This window comes from Rahnella sp. PD12R, from assembly GCF_019200965.1.
Lineage (GTDB): Bacteria > Pseudomonadota > Gammaproteobacteria > Enterobacterales > Enterobacteriaceae > Rahnella > Rahnella laticis.
Genome location: NZ_JAHTMS010000024.1, coordinates 1 through 18,366 on the forward strand (window position 1 = coordinate 1; position 18,366 = coordinate 18,366).

At 53.3% G+C, this 18,366-nt stretch carries 16 protein-coding genes and 1 riboswitch; of the genes, 9 read left to right on the plus strand and 7 right to left on the minus strand.

Translation table 11 applies throughout. The features are described from left to right. Window positions 1-440: 440 nt before the first annotated feature. Both murI and btuB read right to left on the minus strand, forming a co-directional pair. Window positions 441-1,322 carry a glutamate racemase gene (murI, locus tag KWG64_RS25060; RefSeq protein WP_218523446.1) on the minus strand — a complete coding sequence of 294 codons (882 nt, stop codon included), beginning with the start codon at window positions 1,320-1,322 and terminating at the stop codon, window positions 441-443. After that, window positions 1,267-3,129 carry a TonB-dependent vitamin B12 receptor BtuB gene (gene btuB, locus KWG64_RS25065; protein WP_218523447.1) on the minus strand — a complete coding sequence of 621 codons (1,863 nt, stop codon included), beginning with the start codon at window positions 3,127-3,129 and terminating at the stop codon, window positions 1,267-1,269. Before btuB ends, murI begins: the two co-directional genes overlap by 56 nt. 68 nt (window positions 3,130-3,197) lie before the next feature. Next, window positions 3,198-3,469, minus strand: a riboswitch (cobalamin riboswitch). 141 nt (window positions 3,470-3,610) lie between these two features. Here btuB and trmA point away from each other — a divergent pair. Further along, a complete protein-coding gene (trmA, locus tag KWG64_RS25070) occupies window positions 3,611-4,711 on the plus strand; it encodes a tRNA (uridine(54)-C5)-methyltransferase TrmA (RefSeq protein WP_218523448.1) in 1,101 nt (366 codons plus the stop codon). 66 nt (window positions 4,712-4,777) lie between these two features. Here trmA and KWG64_RS25075 read toward each other — a convergent pair whose 3' ends face one another. The 4 genes from KWG64_RS25075 to fabR all read right to left on the minus strand — a co-directional run bounded on the left by KWG64_RS25075 (window position 4,778) and on the right by fabR (window position 8,859). Continuing rightward, complete coding sequence (locus tag KWG64_RS25075) at window positions 4,778-5,917, minus strand: glycoside hydrolase family 105 protein (RefSeq protein ID WP_218523449.1); 1,140 nt, start codon at window positions 5,915-5,917, stop codon at window positions 4,778-4,780. A 29-nt stretch (window positions 5,918-5,946) separates the two neighbouring features. Continuing rightward, complete coding sequence (locus KWG64_RS25080; RefSeq protein WP_218523450.1) at window positions 5,947-7,533, minus strand: MFS transporter; 1,587 nt, start codon at window positions 7,531-7,533, stop codon at window positions 5,947-5,949. 311 nt (window positions 7,534-7,844) lie between these two features. After that, entirely contained in the window at window positions 7,845-8,204 is a 360-nt protein-coding gene (locus KWG64_RS25085; RefSeq protein WP_195816165.1) for a YijD family membrane protein, read from the minus strand. Continuing rightward, a complete protein-coding gene (gene fabR, locus KWG64_RS25090; RefSeq protein WP_152325047.1) occupies window positions 8,179-8,859 on the minus strand; it encodes an HTH-type transcriptional repressor FabR in 681 nt (226 codons plus the stop codon). Before fabR ends, KWG64_RS25085 begins: the two co-directional genes overlap by 26 nt. 212 nt (window positions 8,860-9,071) lie before the next feature. Here fabR and sthA point away from each other — a divergent pair, with 212 nt between their 5' ends. Beyond that, window positions 9,072-10,472, plus strand: coding sequence for a Si-specific NAD(P)(+) transhydrogenase (gene sthA / locus KWG64_RS25095; protein ID WP_218523451.1), 1,401 nt, complete (start codon window positions 9,072-9,074; stop codon window positions 10,470-10,472). On the opposite strand, the gene oxyR is transcribed toward sthA, so the two are convergent. Further along, complete coding sequence (oxyR, locus tag KWG64_RS25100; RefSeq protein WP_152325045.1) at window positions 10,455-11,378, minus strand: DNA-binding transcriptional regulator OxyR; 924 nt, start codon at window positions 11,376-11,378, stop codon at window positions 10,455-10,457. The genes sthA and oxyR overlap by 18 nt on opposite strands. Before the next feature lie 160 nt (window positions 11,379-11,538). On the opposite strand from oxyR, the gene KWG64_RS25105 reads away from it, so the two are divergent. The 7 genes from KWG64_RS25105 to KWG64_RS25135 all read left to right on the plus strand — a co-directional run. Next, window positions 11,539-12,300 (plus strand): glutathione peroxidase, encoded by a 762-nt coding sequence (locus KWG64_RS25105; protein ID WP_152325044.1) that lies wholly within the window; start codon window positions 11,539-11,541, stop codon window positions 12,298-12,300. Window positions 12,301-12,489: 189 nt separating this feature from the next. Next, window positions 12,490-13,512, plus strand: coding sequence for a LacI family DNA-binding transcriptional regulator (locus KWG64_RS25110; protein WP_218523452.1), 1,023 nt, complete (start codon window positions 12,490-12,492; stop codon window positions 13,510-13,512). A gap of 114 nt (window positions 13,513-13,626) precedes the next feature. Next, entirely contained in the window at window positions 13,627-15,012 is a 1,386-nt protein-coding gene (locus KWG64_RS25115; protein WP_218523453.1) for a Sapep family Mn(2+)-dependent dipeptidase, read from the plus strand. A 6-nt stretch (window positions 15,013-15,018) separates the two neighbouring features. Next, window positions 15,019-15,339, plus strand: a complete 321-nt coding sequence (locus KWG64_RS25120) for a PTS fructose transporter subunit IIB (RefSeq protein ID WP_152325041.1) — start codon at window positions 15,019-15,021, stop codon at window positions 15,337-15,339. A gap of 36 nt (window positions 15,340-15,375) precedes the next feature. Next, window positions 15,376-16,611 (plus strand): PTS fructose transporter subunit IIC, encoded by a 1,236-nt coding sequence (locus KWG64_RS25125; protein ID WP_218523454.1) that lies wholly within the window; start codon window positions 15,376-15,378, stop codon window positions 16,609-16,611. 52 nt (window positions 16,612-16,663) lie between these two features. Further along, a complete protein-coding gene (locus tag KWG64_RS25130; RefSeq protein ID WP_218523455.1) occupies window positions 16,664-17,749 on the plus strand; it encodes an aminopeptidase P family protein in 1,086 nt (361 codons plus the stop codon). Between the two features lie 218 nt (window positions 17,750-17,967). Beyond that, on the plus strand, window positions 17,968-18,366 hold a 399-nt coding region (locus KWG64_RS25135), incomplete at its 3' end, for a DUF6531 domain-containing protein (RefSeq protein WP_255562300.1).

Genomic DNA, 18,366 nt, shown 5'->3' on the forward strand with positions numbered 1-18,366 from the left:
GCGTTCAATCTGAGCCATGATCAAACTCTTCAATTAAAAGTTCGATTTGCTTAAACAAGTTAAGCGGTGCTCAAAGTTTACTTTCGTAATAATTCAACTAAATGAATTACTGCTTGGTCACTCTAAGACTTGATATTTTTTGCCACCGAGGTGGCTGATATCGTCTTGTGAGTGCCCACACAGATTGTCTGATAAATTGTTAAAGAGCGTGCCGCGGTTCGCAAGGAATCTTATGCGGCGCGGGAGGCGTATATTACGTTTTCCCGCTGAAGAGTCAAGAGATTATTCATTCGAACTTTCATCTTTTTCTCTTCCTGTCCGAGCGACTTGTCAGTCGTTGTTCCCGGTCAGTGGAGGCGCATTATAGGGAGTTCTCAGAAGGCCGCAACCCCTAAAATACAAATAATTTACTGACCGCTGAATCTTTCATCAAGTGGCGTTTAAAGCGGCAATTCCTGGATACTTCTGAAGCCATATGACTGTAAAACAGGCAACAGACTTTGCGCCTCAGCCGTCATCACCATGCAATACGCCACACTCTCTATTTCAACTTCCGGATTTATTTGTGGAACCGGCACGTGAGAAGTCTCAATTAACCAATGTGCGCGGCGTGCAATCGCAGAACCGGAGTCGATCATACGCGTGCCGTCGGGTAAAACCTGTGACAACTCTTGCGAAAGGAGCGGGAAATGCGTGCAACCTAATACCACGGTGTCGGGCGGTTCGCGCAAACGCAGCCACGGATGCAGGATTTTCTTCAGCGCAGCCAGTGAAACTTCTTCGCCATGCAGCTTCGCTTCCGCCAGTTCAACCAGCTCGGCTGAGCCCAGCATCAGAATCTGACAATCCGTCGCGAACCGTGCCACCAGATCATGCGTATAAGGACGCTGAACCGTCGCACGTGTTGCCAGCAACCCGACAACTCCGTTGCGCGTTAATTTCGCCGCCGGTTTGATAGCAGGAACAACGCCGACGACCGGACAGCTGAATTTGGCGCGCAATGCAGGAAGGGAAACGGTGCTCGCCGTGTTACAGGCAATGACAATAATAGAGAGGGGATGGCGTTTCGCGACGGCGCTGACAATCTCGACGACGCGCTCAACGATAAATTCTTCTGACTTTTCACCGTAAGGGAAAGCCACATTATCGAAGGCATAAATGTAATGCAGATCCGGCAACATCTGCCGGACCTCATGATAAACCGACAACCCGCCGACGCCGGAATCGAAAACCAGCACCGTCGGGCGGTCAGGAACTCGTGTTGTATCAGAAGGTATAGCTTCCAGAGAGATAGTACTCACGTCCTGGTGTGGCGTAGCCATAAGCCGTCTCGTAATCTTTATCAAACAAGTTGGCAATTCTACCACGAACTGTCAGGTGTGAGGTGACCGGATATGACGCGGCGAGATCCCACAGGCTGACACCGCCCAGTTTAACCGTCTGATAAGGATACGAACCGTAGTCGGTGTCGTAACGCTGCCCCAGATACTGGTAATTGATTGACCAGTCGATGTCAGCAATATTCCAGTCAATCTGGTATTTCACCTGTTGCTTGGCACGACGGGCCAGAATTTCGTTGGTTTGCGCATCACGCGGGTCGAGATATTCCAGGGTAATCTGATGTTGCAACGGACCGGTATCGAATGAACCCGTCCATTCGACGCCTTTAATCGTCGCTTTCCCAATGTTGTAGTAGCTATAGGTAGAGTCGTTGTAAGCGATCATCTGATCGATGTCGTTACGATAGACTGACAAGCGCCAGTCCAGCGGACCCGTCAGACCTTCCAGTCCCCCTTCCCATTGCTTACTTTCTTCCGGCTTCAGATCAGCGTTGCCATAGTAGTCGCTGTAAAGCTGGCTCAGGTTCGGTGATTTGTACGCGGTGCCGTAAGAGGTAATCAGGCGATAGCCGTCAATGAATTCCCATGCTGCGCTGCTTTGCCAGGTCGTGTGCTGACCAAACTGCGAGTTGTCATCGCTGCGCACGGCGCCTTCCAGTGTGAAATCACTGATTTTTTGTTGCGTGGTCAGATAAACGCCGGTGTTGTGCTGATCATAGCCATCAGCCAGATAGCTGGTGCCCGGTTCAGTCGTCAGTTTCTGCCAATCCAGGCCTGCGCTGACTTCCCCTTTCCATACCTGAAGGGTGTTGCCCCATTGCACGTTGTATTGATCGGAGTCATCGAGCGAAGCGGAAGAGTCGTACGGGCCGTATTTCGGATCGTAGTTATAGTCTTTGACGTGGCTGTAGCTGCCGATTAACTGCGTGGCATAAATGCCGTTCTGATAACGCAGACCGGTATCGTACGTTCGGCTGTAAAGCTGGCGGGTATCGATAAGCGCGCTGCCCGGCGAATAATATGCATCATACGCGGTGCGGTTGTCATAACCGTAAGCCCGCGCAAAACCGCTGATATCGTCATTAAACTGATGTTGCAGTGCCAGGTAGAGCGTTTTACTCATGAACCCGTCACGGTCTGGCTGCGGAACGCCGCCCGTATTGCCATCAGCCACAACGTCAATGCCGCGCGTATAGGTGTAATCACCCGCCGCCGTCACCGTGGTGTTCTCACCCAGCTTCTGCTGCGTGGAACCGTTGTAGTTCTGATAACCGTTTGAGCCGATACCCGCGCCGAGCGTGGTGCCGTCTTTATCACGCGTAGTAATAATGTTAATGACACCGCCGATAGCATCCGATCCATATACAGCAGAACGTGGGCCGCGGATAAACTCAATGCGCTGAACCAATGAGAGAGGAATTTGACTGACATCGACGGAGCCGGAAATACCCGCCTGATTAAGACGTACACCATCCATTAATACTAAAGTATGGCTGGCATTGGTGCCACGGACAAATACCGAGGTCAGTTGGCCCATGCCGCCACTCTGGCTGATATCCACGCCCGGTAAACGACGGAGTACATCGGCAACAGATTTTGACTGCCAGCGGTCGATATCCTCACGCGTCACGAAATCCGTCGGCGCTAATACAGAAGAAACCGGCTGGGGAAAACGGTTAGCCGTAACAACCAGATTATCACTGCTGTTTGTGGAAGTGCTGTCTTGCGCCCACCCTGAAAAAGCCGTGACGGATAATGCCGTCAGCAGCACATGCTTTTTAATTGTCATGAATCGAGCATCCAAACTTAATTGGCGGATGCCGCAGAAAGACGCTGTCGTTTTCGCGACGACAGTGAACAATGCGACGTAATATCGGCAGGTTTTCGGACTTAGGATTTGCAGGCTGATTCACTACACGACTTATTCATGACAAGAGGCGTAATTCAATTACCTGCACCGGGCAATGACTTCCCATTCCTTCTTTCTTATCTATATAAAGAAGAAAACAGTGTCTGCATAATAAAGAATGCTATCGCCGTGATTTCCCCATACCGCTGCGCGCCAGTTCCGGATTCACACCGGATTCCCTTTTAACTCAGTCAATGAGGCCGATGGGCAATCCTACGATCAACCCATTTGGAAATCCAGACATCCATCGTCGGGAAACGGCGTTGCCCTTAAAAAGACGACAGGACTGGACATAATGAGGACATTCCCTACAATCCCCCGCAAAGTTCGCCCATTTATTCCTTGTTAGACGAGATAACCGATGACGCCTGAAAACCTGCCCATTGAACAATATGACGACCAGCTGGCGGAAAAGACCGCACGTCTCACGGCGATGATGTCGCCTTTTAATGCGCCGCAGCCTGACGTTTTTCGTTCTCCTGTCAGCCATTACCGCATGCGTGCCGAATTCCGCGTCTGGCATGATGAAGGCGACCTGTACCACATCATGTTTGATCAGCAGACCAAAGCCCGCGTGCGCGTCGACCAGTTCCCGGCGGCCAGCGAGCTGATTAACCGTCTGATGCCGGTGCTGATCAGCGCCGTGAAACAAGATCCGACGCTGCGCCGTAAGATCTTCCAGATCGACTATCTTTCGACCCGCAGCGGCAAAATCATCGCATCGCTGCTCTACCACCGTAAGCTTGATGAAGAATGGCAGAAGTCCGCGACAATCCTGCGCGACCAGCTTCGCGCCGACGGTTTTGACATTCAGCTGATTGGCCGTGCAGCCAAAACCAAAATCATGCTGGATCAGGATTATGCTGATGAAGTTCTGCCGGTTGGCGGGCGCGATATGATTTATCGTCAGGTGGAAAACAGCTTCACCCAGCCAAACGCCGAGATGAACATTCAGATGCTGGAATGGGCGCTGAAGGCCACGGAAAACTCCACCGGCGATTTGCTCGAGCTGTATTGCGGCAACGGCAACTTCTCACTGGCTCTGGCGCGCAATTTCCGCCGCGTGCTGGCAACCGAAATCGCTAAACCGTCGGTCGCAGCAGCGCAGTTCAACATTGCGGCAAACCATATTGATAACGTGCAGATTATCCGCATGGCGGCTGAAGATTTTACTCAGGCGCTGAACGGCGTGCGTGAATTTCGTCGTTTACAGGATGTGGATTTAAGCGGATATGAATGCAACACGATTTTCGTCGATCCACCGCGCAGCGGTCTGGATGATGAAACCGTGAAAATGGTGCAGGGCTACGAACGCATCCTTTATATCTCCTGCAACCCGGAAACGCTGTGTGCAAATCTGGAAACCCTGAGCCAGACACACCGCGTGACGCGTCTGGCGTTGTTCGATCAGTTCCCGTATACGCACCATATGGAATCCGGCGTTCTGCTGGAAAAAATCTGATTCAGCCGCGTTAAACATGAAAACGGGCACCTCCGAGTGCCCGTTTCTCTTTCTGTTCCGTCAGCCTCAGAGATAAACCCGCAAGTATTCTGACAGACACAGGATCGCCATCGCCTGCCCGTATGGCATGGACGTCAGCGCGATTTCACGATAGAAATCCAGATCAGAACCCATCGCTGTGCCGAAGGACGTTTGCGTCAGCTCCCCTGCCGGATTGATGTGTTTGATCACGCCCTGAATCGCTTTCTCCGCCACCGGCGCATAAGACGCATCGATATAACGCTTACGCACCGCTTTCAAGATTCCGTAGGCAAAACCGGCGGTGGCCGAGCTTTCGAGATAAGACTGCGGATCGTCGAGCAGCGTATGCCACAAACCGCTGTCATCCTGACATTTCGCCAGCGCGCTGACCTGGCTTTCCAGCACCTGCAATAAATAGCGACGTGTCGCGTTATTTTCCGGTAGATCCACCAGCTCAAGGAATTCAGGAATGGCAATCGTCAGCCAGCTGTTTCCGCGAGCCCAGCGCGCGTGCGCAAAATTATGATGCCCGTCGAACGTCCAGCCGTGGAACCACAGGCCCGTTTCGCGATCCATCAGATACTGAACGTGAAGCAGAAACTGATACGTCGCTTCTTCCACAAACTCAGGCCGGTCGAGCAATTTCCCGATTTTTGCCAGCGGCAACACGCTCATCATCAATGTGTCATCCCACATTTGCTGATGGTTTTCGTTGTTATAAACAATGTGCTGCATCGCACCTTTATCCGTGCGCGGCATTTCATACATCACCCATTCCGCCCAGCGCTCCAGATAGGGTCGCCATGCCGCATTACCGGTTTCTTCATAGCGGTAAGCCAGCGTCAGGAACGGGCTCATGGTATTCACGTTTTTCGTCGGCGTGCCTTCCGCCAGACGCGCGGTAAACCAGTCGTCAATCACCGCCCGCATTTTCTCGTCGCCGGTCTGCTGATAATACTGATAAATACCGTAAAGCCCGATGCCGTGCGTCCATTCCCAGCCCGCCCAACCTTTGGTATCAATGACGCGGCCATCGTCGAGCCGCAACAGGAACTCACCGGTTTTATCTTCGATATTGACCAGATTGTCCGTCACATTGTGGATCAGCGCTTTCAGTTCATTGCGCGAAATGAAATGTTCCGGCTGGCGTAAAAGCGCACTGTGTTTCACTTCAAAAACTTTCATGGTGTTCTCCTGATAAATGTTCACCAAAATTACAAACGTCCCTGTGCCGGAATTACGGCGGCATTTTCACGGGTCAGCTTTTCAGGTGGCGGATTATGACGATGCAGATAACCAATATTGTTGTTGCCCCACAGCGATTCGTATTTCATCCCTGTCAGCATTTCGACGGTCGCCCGGTCTTCCGGCGTAATTTGCTCCGGCACGATGCGGTTCGCATCACGCATTTTCTGCGTTTCGCGGGTCAGCACGCCGTGCGTTTTCTGATTAAGACGGAAGAACAGTGAAATGATGAAGCCCATGCTGAGCATCAGCAGTGAGCCGATCACCAGAACGCCGAGAATGGTGTGGCCGACAGCCGGAACCTGCTGGCTCTGCCCGGAAACAAATCCGGCGAGTTGCAGGATAATCCCCACCAGCATCACGGCACCGGCCTGCGAGGCTTTGCGCGTCAGCGTCATCACACCGGCGAAAATCCCCTCGCGGCGCTGGCCGGTAATGGTTTCATCGACATCGGCGATATAGGTGTAGATATTCCACGGCACGTAGTTGATCCCGCCGCGCCCGAGCCCTGCCAGTGCAGAAATCAGCAGCAATAACGACATCGAATCGTTCATTCCGGTGTAATACAGCACGCCGTAAGAAATCGCCGCCAGCCCGAATAACGTAACGGCCAGACGATAAGACGGTGCCGGTCCGAAGCGGATACACAGCGGGATCATGCCGATCACCGCCACGAATTGCAGAATCGCCATCATGCCCATGAGATTGGAAGCCACCGCCGCGCTTTGCATCAGCACAAACACCACGTAATAGGTGAAGACGGCGTTAAATACGTCCTGCGCAATATAGCCGCCAAGATACAAACCCAGATGCTGACGGAAAATCTTGATACGCAGCGTTGAGGACAATTCCACCTTCAGACGTTTCAGGCTTTGCACCAGCGTCAGTTGCTGGCGTTCGCGCTCTATTTTCTTCGTGGCTTCAGATTTGAGTTCTTCCGGCCGTTCCCAGGTAAAGAAGTACACCAGCGTCAGCACGAAGGCGCAGATCACCGCAAACACCAGGCTCGAATAGAAGAAGGAAATGGCGTTATCTTTGCCGAAATGCTGTAACAGAATGCCCGGCAGGAAAGCGGCGAGAATGGCAGAAAGCTGGGCCAGCGCGATACGGGCCCCGGAGAATTTGGTTTTCTGTTTGAAATCGTCGGTCATTTCCGGCACCAGCGTTTCATACGGCACCAGAATCATGGTGTAAACGATATCAAACAGCAGATAGGTCAGCAGGTAATACGCATATCCCATGTCGCCCACCCACATGAAGCTGTAGCTGAACACGCAGGGAATGCCGAGCAGAATAAAGAACTTACGACGACCAAACCGCTTGCCGAGCCAGGTATTGCCAAAGTTATCCGTGAGATAACCCATTAACGGGCTGAGCACGGCGTCGAGTACACGCGCCGTGGCGAAGATAAAGGTCGCTTCGATGGGCGAAAGGCCGCAAAACGTGGTGTAGAAATAGAGCAGCCACGCCGCGGTCAGGGCCGTTGTGCCCGCCCCCAGAAAATCGCCAGATCCGTAGGCGATGTAATTAAAGAATCCGATCTTACGTGTTTTCATTGCCGTCTTGCCTCTGTTAAATCACCTATAGGCGTAGGCTGAATGCGAACGAAAATACTTCGTCCGGCCATGATTCAAATTAGCGAGGAGCCCGGATGAAAACCTTTTGATTTTTGCCACTCAGACAGACTTTATGGCAAAGAAATGAAGAAGTGGACGATCAATATCTAAATATTGAACATAGGTTTGATATTTATGAAATGACAGTTCATAAAAAGACAGTCAGATAAGATTACAAATGGTCGCGGTCAGGCGTAAGGCATAAAAAAGGCAACCCGAAAGTTGCCTGATTTTTCATAGGAATGAGGAAGTTACTGCGTCGTCGATTTACGCTTTTTCAGCTTCAATCCTATCCAGAACAAAAGCACGACACTGATCAGCAATGGCAGAGAATTCGACCCTAATTCAGGATATTCCACGCGGACAAACGTACTGTAGAGTAGCAATCCGAGAAGGAAAGAGGCCGCAGCCAGCACCGGCAAACCTTTGGGCATTTCGCCTTTGTGATAACGAACATGCAGGCAATACACCGACAACACCAGAGCGATTATAGGGAATATCGAAAACGCAACGACAGAGCTGAATAATGCATCGGAAGTGCCATTAATAGACAGTCCGGCAATCAAAGCCAAAACCAGAGTGCCATTATCCTGGTTCGCTTGTTCGGTCATCTTCTTTACCTCTGGTCTTATTGTGAATAGGCGTCACCGCCGTTCTTTCCTGCTGCCGGCGATACCAGTAATACGCACCTTTAGAAATCATGCGCAGCTGCAACACCAGACGCTCTTCCAGCTGGCGGCGCTGTGCGATATCTACATCCAGCGCTTCCGCACCGGCGTTGAAAACAATGATCACCATCGCTTCGGCCTGCGCTTCGGTAAAACTGCGCGGCATGTGGTTTTCGAGTTGCAGATAGTCGGCAAGTTCCGCAATAAAATGCTGAATTTCACGGGCGACGGCCGCACGAAACGCCGAAGACGTACCGGAACGTTCGCGCAACAGCAGACGAAAGGCGTTGGGGTTATTTCCGATGAATTCCATGAAAGTCGAAACCGACGTGCGGATCACGCTGCCGCCTTTGGCAATACGCTGGCGCGCCTGACGCATCAGCTGACGCAGCATCAAACCGCTTTCATCAACCATCGTCAGACCCAGTTCATCCACGTCACGGAAATGCCGGTAAAAGGACGTCGGCGCAATGCCCGCTTCACGGGACACTTCACGCAAACTCAGACTGGCAAAGCTGCGCTCGGCACTGAGCTGGCTAAAAGCCGCTTCAATCAGTGAGCGACGCGTGCGCTCTTTTTGTTGTGCTCTTACGCCCATAACATTCATCCGGATAATGTTCTTCTTTTTGATTATTCGCCCGTTATCGCTTCACTATACCAAAATTTTTACCGGGCGGAGCCATAGATACCACAGCATAAAGTGGGTCAGAATGTTGCCGTATTACCATTAAATGACAACTGCATGTGGGGTAATTAGGTGTAATATGTTACTTTATCGTTGTGATTTTGTATAAAAATAGGTTTCGAACTATGCAACAGCACTCACATTTTGATGCCATCATCATTGGCTCAGGCCCTGGCGGAGAAGGCGCCGCGATGGGACTGGTTAAACAAGGCGCCCGGGTTGCTGTCATCGAACGCTATAACAACGTCGGTGGCGGATGTACTCACTGGGGAACCATCCCTTCCAAAGCACTGCGTCACGCCGTCAGCAGAATCATCGAATTTAATCAAAACCCGCTCTACAGTGATAACTCCCGTACCCTGAGCTCCAGTTTCCCGGATATTTTGCGTCACGCCGATTCCGTCATAAATCAGCAAACCCGCATGCGCCAGGGTTTCTACGAAAGAAACCAGTGCCAGCTGTTCTCCGGCGACGCCAGTTTTGTCGATGCCAATACCATCAACATCCGCTACGCCGATAACACACACGAACAAATCACCGCCGACAACATCGTAATTGCCTGCGGTTCGCGCCCTTACCGTCCGGCCAACGTCGATTTTGGTCATCCGCGCATTTATGACAGCGACCTGATCCTTGAACTGAGCCACGAACCCCGCCACGTCATCATTTATGGCGCGGGCGTTATCGGCTGCGAATATGCGTCTATCTTCCGCGGTCTGAACGTAAAAGTGGACTTAATCAACACCCGTGACCGGTTACTGTCTTTCCTCGATCAGGAAATGTCAGACGCGCTGTCTTATCACTTCTGGAATAACGGTGTGGTCATCCGCCACAACGAAGAATTCGAGATGATTGAAGGCGTGGAAGACGGCGTGATCATGCACCTGAAATCCGGTAAGAAAGTGAAAGCTGACGCGCTGTTGTACGCCAACGGACGCACCGGTAACACTGACAAACTGGGTCTGGAAAATATTGGTCTGGAAGCCGACAGCCGCGGTTTGCTCAAAGTAAACAGCATGTATCAGACGGCGTTGTCGCATATTTATGCCGTCGGCGACGTCATCGGCTATCCGAGCCTGGCTTCAGCGGCTTACGACCAGGGCCGCATTGCCGCACAGGCGATGATTCAGGGCGAAGCGAAAGTTCATCTGATCGAAAACATTCCGACCGGCATTTATACCATTCCTGAAATCAGCTCCGTCGGCAAAACCGAGCAGGAACTGACGTCCATGAAGGTGCCTTACGAAGTGGGCCGCGCGCAGTTTAAGCATCTGGCACGCGCGCAAATCGCCGGAATGAATGTGGGGAGCCTCAAGCTGCTGTTCCATCGTGATACCAAAGAAATTCTGGGTATTCACTGCTTTGGAGAGCGTGCGGCGGAAATTATCCATATCGGTCAGGCCATTATGGAACAGAAAGGCGAAGGCAATACTATCGAGTATTTCGTTAATACGACCTTCAACTATCCGACCATGGCAGAAGCTTATCGCGTAGCGGCACTGAACGGATTAAACCGCCTTTTTTAAACCCGCGGCTTTATCCATGTAGGGTTGCATGTGCTCTTTGATGGCTTCAGCCAGTTGTTCATAGCGCCCACGCAGTGGCGAACCGGGACGATACACCAGCGCGATCGTGCGACGGGGTTCCGGTTTGTCACACGTCAGATAGGTGACGCCATCGCGGCTGCGTTCATTCGGCACGGCCAGCGAAGGCAGCAACGTAATGCCACTTCCCGCCGCCACCATATTACGCAGCGTTTCCAGGCTGGTTGCGCGGAAATGCGTATCTTCGTCCGCCCCTGCCTGGAAGCAAAAACCGAGCGCTTGATCGCGCAGACAATGTCCGTCTTCCAGCATCAGCAGCTTTTCACCGGCCAGATCTGCCATCGCCACGCGATCGCGGGATGCCCACGGATGATCGTCGTAGATCGCCAGTTTCATCGGCTCATCAAACAGCGGCACTTCAATAAAGGCTTCGCTTTCTTTGACCAGCGCCAGAATTGCGCAATCGAGTTTTCCGCTGTCGAGCTGCGCCAGTAACTGATGGGTTTGTGCTTCATGCAGATACATTTCGAGTTTAGGGAATGTTTTATGCAGTGAAGGAATGATTTGCGGCAACAGATAAGGCCCGACGGTAGGAATTAGCCCGATATGCATCGGCCCGGACATCGCTTCGCCCTGCTGGCTGGCCATCTCTTTGAGGACTTTCACTTCACGCAGCACCGTGCGCGCCTGATCCACCAGCAGCAAACCGGCTTGTGTAAACAGCACCTTGCGACTGGTTCTTTCAAGCAGCATCACGCCCAGTTCATCTTCCAGCTTACGGATTTGCCCGCTTAACGTCGGCTGGCTGACATGGCAGGAATCTGCTGCACGACGAAAATGGCGAAACTCTGCCAGTGCCACAAGATACTCTAAATCACGAATGTTCATTTTTCCTCCAGTCCCTATAAGGCAATGCGATAGCCGATAACGATAGATAAGATAGCAATCAACGATTATATCTATCAACCATTATCGTGAATAATGCCTTCCAACGAAACGGCAATGCCGTAAATAATTCATATTCTATCGATTAATTAAGAGGTTATTCATGTTTGCAAGCCAGGAAGGGAAACACGTACCGCACGTTACTTTTCACACCCGCCAGGGCGATCAGTGGGTAGATCTCAGCACCGATGAATTGTTCAAAAACAAAACAGTGATTGTCTTTTCACTGCCGGGCGCATTTACCCCGACCTGTTCTTCAAGCCATCTGCCGCGTTACAACGAACTGGCACCGGTATTCAGACAACACGGCGTCGACAGCATTCTGTGCGTCTCCGTTAACGACACGTTCGTCATGAATGCCTGGAAATCAGAACAGAAAGCATCGAACATTACCTTTATTCCGGACGGCAACGGTGAATTCACCAAAGGCATGGACATGCTGGTCGAGAAAGCGGATTTAGGTTTCGGCCCGCGTTCATGGCGTTATTCCATGCTGGTACGTAACGGCGTGGTCGAGAAAATGTTCGTTGAGCCAAACAAACCGGGCGACCCGTTTGAAGTGTCAGATGCAGACACAATGCTGAAATACCTGGCACCCGAATACAAAGTCCAGGAATCGGTTTCCGTATTCACCAAACCGGGCTGCCCGTTCTGTGCCAAAGCCAAGCAGATGTTGCAGGAACGCGGTATTCAATATGAAGAAATCGTACTGGGCAAAGACGCTACCACCGTCAGCCTGCGCGCTGTCACCGGCCGCGCGACCGTGCCGCAAGTCTTTATCGGTGGGCGCCACATCGGCGGAAGCGACGATCTGGACGTTTACCTGCATTCAGAAACACAAGAAGTGTGCGAAGTTGCACAATAAGCTTCACCGGAAACAGCTGTAAGAAGTAAGACGATAATCCCTGCATTACCAACAAAAAAGCAAAGTTAGACTACGTGAACTTTCGGCGGGCTTAATGCCCGCCATTTTTTTGTTTATGCGATCTCAGCCCGTTTTTTCCCGACCTTCTCCTGCAACACTTTGCGGTCAATTTATTCGAATGGCAGGACGATGACGGCGCAAAAGCCCCGCACAAAAATCACTCAGCAGGATGTCGCACGTCTGGCAGGCGTTTCCGTTGCGGCGGTTTCGCTGGTGCTTGGCGGCAAAGGACGGATATCCCCCGAAGGCGTGGGACGCATTTATCAGGCCATCGATCAGCTCGGTTACCGTTTGCCGGATACGCCGTCAGTTACACCTTTCACACGAACGGGCATTCTGCTTTCGCCAGATTGCGCTTTCGCCGCAGGTTTACTCCCCGAATTGTCCCGTGCGCTGCAACAAACCGGCTTCACACTTATACCGGGCTACGCAGACACTTCAACGCTTCTGGAACACGCCGCGCAGCTTCTGGCACAGGACGTGCGCGGGATTTTCGTCTGCGGGAAATTACTCAATGCACAGCCTGATACGCTGAAAGCCCTGCATGCGCGGGCGACGGCGCGGCATGTGGCGCTGACCGGCGTCGGCACGCATTTCCATACCGGTCCGCTCGCGACAATTCATCCCGACAATGCGCTGGCCGCACACATGGCAGCGGACGCGTTGCTTCAACAACAGCACCAGAATATCGGTTATCTCGGCGGGGAAAATCATTCGCTGGTTCGCGCTGAGCGGCTGGGCGGGCTTTCCCTCGCGCTCGGGAAAGCCGGTCTGGCGTTTTCCGCATCGTTAAGTCAGCCCTGCGCGGCAACGTTTGACGACAGCTTCCGAGCAGTCACTCAGCTCATTAAACAAAGCCCCAAAATTTCCGCGATCCTTTGCGACAACCCGACAGTATTACTGGCCGCGCATCACGCGCTGGCCGAAGGTTTGCAAACCTCCCGATGGCGGCTGTTCTCGCGGCACATCGCACTGACGGGTTTCGGCGAGTGCGAACATTCCCTGAAACTGGCTTTGCCGCTGGTTGCCGCACGTCATACCGAGATGGCGACACGGGCAGTGGAATGCCTGCATGCGCAGCTGGCCGGAGAGTCATTATTGCCAGACGACCCGCGTCTGAAGGTATCTCCGGCGTTTCTCGCTTCTGCTTAAAAAAACCGGCGAAAAATTTTACCCGTTTTATTTATCAATTCTGAACCCTGCCTTTTGACGGTTTTTCCGCCAGACCCAATGCTGTGACCATTGTTTTTCGGAGGGTTAACGTCAATGACTGACTTCGCAGCGCATGCCCGGGATCGGGCGCAGCATTTCCTCACCTTACTCGCCCAGTGGGTGGCGATCCCTTCACCGTTCGACGCAGCCAGCCAGCAGCCGGATGCGCCTTTTGGCCGTGGCGTTGCCGACGCGCTCAGCTGGTGGCAAAAACTCGGCGACGACGCCGGGCTGAACACGCTCAATGTCGACAACCACGCCGTCCATATTGAATACGGCAGCGGCGAGGAAATCGTGTATGTCTTCGGTCACGCTGACGTAGTTCCCGCCGGTGACGGCTGGCATTTTCCTCCGTATCAGCTCTCGCGGCTGGGCGACAATCTGATCGGGCGCGGCGTCGTGGATGACAAAGGCCCGATGATTGCCGCCTGGCTGGCGCTGGATATTCTGCGTGAACTCAATCTTCCTCTTTCACGTCGCATCCGGCTGGTGGCGGGCGGCAACGAAGAGACCGGTTTCCGCTGCATTCACCGCTATTTTGAATCGCAGCCGCAACCTGCTTTTGCTTTCACGCCGGACGGAAAATTCCCGGTGATTTACGGCGAAAAAGGCTCTTTGCTGGTCACGCTGACGTCGCCGGTTGAGCAGCCTGATTTGACCGTATCCTGCGGCAGCGTGCTGAACACCATTCCGGACGTCGCCCGGCTGAACGGATTGTCGCTCTCCTCCGGCGGCTGGACGTTACCCGACGGTTTTACGTTGCTGGCCGAGCCGGGGCAAATTAATCATTGGCAGCTATATGGTCGCGGCGGGCACTCCTCAAAACCGGAAGCCTGTCTGAATCCGATTGCCGGTGCCGCACAACTGCTTCATCAGCGGTTCAACGCGTGCTGGACACAACAACTTTGTGAAATCACCGCGCCAGAAACCGGCCAGAGGGGCGTGCAATTCGCGCTGGATACGCCGGGAGAATGCGGTCAGATCCGCCTGGTTCCCGTCGTCCTGAGCATCGAAAACGGGGTGATGTCGCTGACGCTGAACGTCCGTTATCCCGAAAACCTGACCCCGGAAAATATCGCTGAACGGCTCTCGATCTGGAACCTCAGCTGGCCTGACAGCCACATCAACATTGAGCCGGTCAAATCACCCAGCCTTTATCCGCCGGACAGCGCGCTGGTGAAGACGTTGCACGAGATTTACACCCGTCATACCGGCGATACAAACCACCCGTCGCGCACCACAGGCGCGGGCAGTTACGCCAGCGCAATGCAAAACGCGGTGATTTTTGGCTGCGAATTTCCCGACGGCTCCTCCGGCAATACACACGGCGCGGACGAATACGGCAGCCTGAGCCGTTTTATCAGCGCCATCGGCATCTACGCCGAAGCCTTTTACCGGCTGGCAAATCTGCCCGCCGCTCCTTCCGATAACACGAGGTAATTCAAGATGTCTGCAAAAAAACTGATTGCGCTGTGTGCCTGCCCGATGGGTCTCGCTCATACCTTTATGGCAGCCGAAGCCATTGAAGTCGCCGCCCGCCAGCGCGGTTATGACGTGAAAATTGAAACACAGGGTGCCGACGGTATTCAGAATGAACTGACGGCAGAGGATATCGCGCAGGCCACAGTCATCATCCACGCCACCGGCATTACGCCGCAAAATATCGAGCGTTTTAACGGCGTCGAAGTGTATGAAGTTGAACTGAAAGATGCGGTGAAAAATGCCGGCGGCCTGATTGATGAGATTGAGGCCGATCAGGCTCAGTGATCCCACTTTTGCTTTTTTAAGCGCAAGGAGTTTTCCGTGGCGATAAGAAAAAGAGTCATTAATACCGGTCACAGCCAGGCGTCCGACACGCCGTCTGCGGGGCCAGCGGGTAAAGGCCAGAGCCATGCCTGGAAAGAATTCAGCAAACACATCATGACCGGCATTTCCTACATGATCCCGGTGCTGATCATGGGCGGTCTGATTGGCGCGCTGTCGCAAATCATTCCTTATGTGTTTCTGGGAATGTCGCCGGACGAATCCATCATGGCGGCGCTCAACAGCGGGCGCTACAGCGGCAGTTCGGTCTGGATGCTGCAAATCGCCAGCATCATGGAAAGCTTCGGTTTCACGCTTTTTGGCTTCGCTATTCCGATGTTCGCGGCATTTACGGCCAACTCTATCGGCGGCAAAACAGCGCTGGCGGCCGGGTTTATCGGCGGTTATGTCTCGATTAAACCTGTCGCCATTCCGGCTCTGATCAATGGTGAATGGACAGCCGCTGCGCCGGTCGCTTCGGGCTTTCTGGGTGCTATCGTGATTGCCTTCGTCGTGGGCTATTTCGTCCGCTGGCTGAACAACACCATCAAACTGCCGCACAACTGGCTGGCGTTCAAAACCACCTTCTTCATTCCGCTGATTTCCGCCATTGTCGCGATGTTGCTGATGGTTTTCCTGATAACCCCGATCGGCGGCTGGCTGAATACGCTCATCCGTGAAGCGTTGCAGGCCGCAGGCGCGGCGGGCACATATTTCTACGCAACCTTACTGGCAGCGGCGACGGCGTTTGATCTCGGCGGTCCGGTGAACAAAGCCGCCGGATTCGTGGCGCTCGGCTTTACGACGGAAAAAGTGTTGCCGATAACCGCACGATGTCTGGCGGTCGTTATTCCTTCGTTCGGTCTCGGGCTGTCGACGGTGATCGATAAATGGCTGGTCGGGCGTCGTGTTTACGATCGCCAGTTCAACCAGATTGGTCGCACCGCGATTTTCCTCGGTTTTATGGGGATTTCCGAAGGGTCTATTCCGTTTGCGCTCGAACGTCCGGGGTTTGTGATCCCGGTGTACGTGATCGGGGCCATTATCGGCGCGCTGCTGGGAGTTTCGCTCGGCGCGGTGCAATGGTTCCCGGAATCCGCGATCTGGGCATGGCCGCTGATCAGCAACATTCCGGCCTACCTGATTGGTCTGGCGGGCGGTTCGCTGTTTATCGCCGTGACCTGCGTGTTCTACCGCAACCGTCTGATCAAAAAAGGCTTACTCGAAATCGCCTGATCGCCATCCTGACAGGGCGCACCCGCGCCCTGTTCTGCTCACGGGAGGAAACATGAGCCGTCAGCAACGCCTTAATGTTCTGCGCCAGCACATGGCAGAACATCACATGTCCGCCGTTTTACTCACAGACAGATTCAGCAAATATTCACTGGCTGATCTCTACAGCGCGTCCGGCTACGTGCTGGTCACCGCAGACAATCTGCTGATACTGGTCGATGGCCGCTACAGCGCCGAATGCCGGCAGAACAATCCCAACACAGAAGTCGTCACACTCACCGCAAAACTTCCGCTGGCAGAGGTTCTTGCACAGCATATTTCCGGTGATGAAACGCTGTTTGCCGATGCGAGCGCACTGTCTCATCTGGCCTGGAAAACGCTGAAAAACCAGTGCAACGCGCCGCTGCAACACTGGGACGCGTCGGTTCTGCGTGTGCATAAATATGCCGATGAAATCGTGATAATTCGTGAGGCAGCGGCGATTGCCGATCGCGCCTTGCAGGCCGTAAAGCCGCTGATCCGGCCAGGTATCAGCGAGAAAGCGCTGGCGGATCATATAGAAATGGCGGTCCGTCAGGCCGGTGGCAGCAAAACATCGTTTGATACCGTGGTGGTCTCCGGCCTGCGCGGCGCGTTGCCACACGGGCGTCCGACGGATAAAAAGCTCGCGGCAGGTGAATTAGTGACAATTGATTTTGGCGCGGTCTGCCAGCATTACTGTTCCGATATGACGCGGACATTCGCGCTGGGCAGCGTCAGTTCAGAACTGAAAACGTTATACGACACGGTACTTTTGGCTCAGCAGTCCGCACGCGACGCCGTCAGGCCGGGAATTCGTTGTCAGGAACTCGATGCCGTGGCGCGCGATATTATTTCTGCGGCCGGATTTGGCGAATACTTCAGCCACAATCTGGGGCATGGATTAGGGCTGGATGTCCACGAAGCCCCTGCGCTCAGCCCGCAAAATACGCAACCGCTGGAACCAGGCATGGTGATCACCATCGAACCGGGCATTTATGTTCCGGGTCTGGGCGGTGTGAGGATTGAGGATGATGTTCTGGTAACAGAAAGCGGCAGCGAAGTGCTGACGAAAAGCCCGCGGGACTGGGAGGAGATGAGTGAGTTGATTAAATATTTTTGACTCCAGATTAATTTCAGGCGGACGCCTGCCCGCCTTTTCCCCTTCACTTATTCTGCTTTCCCCACACCTGTGAACCTCCTCACAACGCGCACTCCTTTTAAAGTTTAGATTCTTCTATCACTTTGATTTTGTTGTATTTATTTGATGAATAAAACAATAAATACCCCATCTTCAAATCAATTATTCCACGGACGCTTTCCCCAAAAAGGACTTTACCCATGACCGGATTTCCCGCTGCACGTCAGCATGATATGACCGCCATTGGCGGCCCGGTTGTGCAGGGTTCGCTGGGCGTGATGATTGGCGCCCCTACGGGCGTCGCCTGTTCGGTTTGCCCCGGCGGCGTGCTGGTCGGCAACCCCGTAAACCCCTCGCTCGGCGCCAAAGTTCAGTCAGGCGAGACCGATATCGCGCTGCCCGCTTCTTTGCCTTTTGTACTTTCGCGTTCTTACAGCAGCTATAAAACGGATACGCCCGCGCCGGTCGGGATGTTCGGCCCCGGCTGGTCGGCGGCGGATATCCGCCTGCAAATCCGTGCTGACGAACTTATCCTTAACGATAATGCCGGGCGCAGCATTCATTTTCACCTGCTTCCGCTCGGTCAGATTGCCTTCAGC

Coding starts and splice junctions, on each gene's coding strand:
- fabR (WP_152325047.1), bottom strand. CDS start 8,859: ATGGGCGTAAGAGCACAACAAAAAGAGCGCACGCGTCGCTCACTGATT.
- KWG64_RS25080 (WP_218523450.1), bottom strand. CDS start 7,533: ATGAAAACACGTAAGATCGGATTCTTTAATTACATCGCCTACGGATCT.
- KWG64_RS25075 (WP_218523449.1), bottom strand. CDS start 5,917: ATGAAAGTTTTTGAAGTGAAACACAGTGCGCTTTTACGCCAGCCGGAA.
- btuB (WP_218523447.1), bottom strand. CDS start 3,129: ATGACAATTAAAAAGCATGTGCTGCTGACGGCATTATCCGTCACGGCT.
- sthA (WP_218523451.1), top strand. CDS start 9,072: ATGCAACAGCACTCACATTTTGATGCCATCATCATTGGCTCAGGCCCT.
- KWG64_RS25110 (WP_218523452.1), top strand. CDS start 12,490: ATGACGGCGCAAAAGCCCCGCACAAAAATCACTCAGCAGGATGTCGCA.
- murI (WP_218523446.1), bottom strand. CDS start 1,322: ATGGCTACGCCACACCAGGACGTGAGTACTATCTCTCTGGAAGCTATA.
- oxyR (WP_152325045.1), bottom strand. CDS start 11,378: ATGAACATTCGTGATTTAGAGTATCTTGTGGCACTGGCAGAGTTTCGC.
- KWG64_RS25130 (WP_218523455.1), top strand. CDS start 16,664: ATGAGCCGTCAGCAACGCCTTAATGTTCTGCGCCAGCACATGGCAGAA.
- KWG64_RS25120 (WP_152325041.1), top strand. CDS start 15,019: ATGTCTGCAAAAAAACTGATTGCGCTGTGTGCCTGCCCGATGGGTCTC.
- KWG64_RS25105 (WP_152325044.1), top strand. CDS start 11,539: ATGTTTGCAAGCCAGGAAGGGAAACACGTACCGCACGTTACTTTTCAC.
- trmA (WP_218523448.1), top strand. CDS start 3,611: ATGACGCCTGAAAACCTGCCCATTGAACAATATGACGACCAGCTGGCG.
- KWG64_RS25115 (WP_218523453.1), top strand. CDS start 13,627: ATGACTGACTTCGCAGCGCATGCCCGGGATCGGGCGCAGCATTTCCTC.
- KWG64_RS25085 (WP_195816165.1), bottom strand. CDS start 8,204: ATGACCGAACAAGCGAACCAGGATAATGGCACTCTGGTTTTGGCTTTG.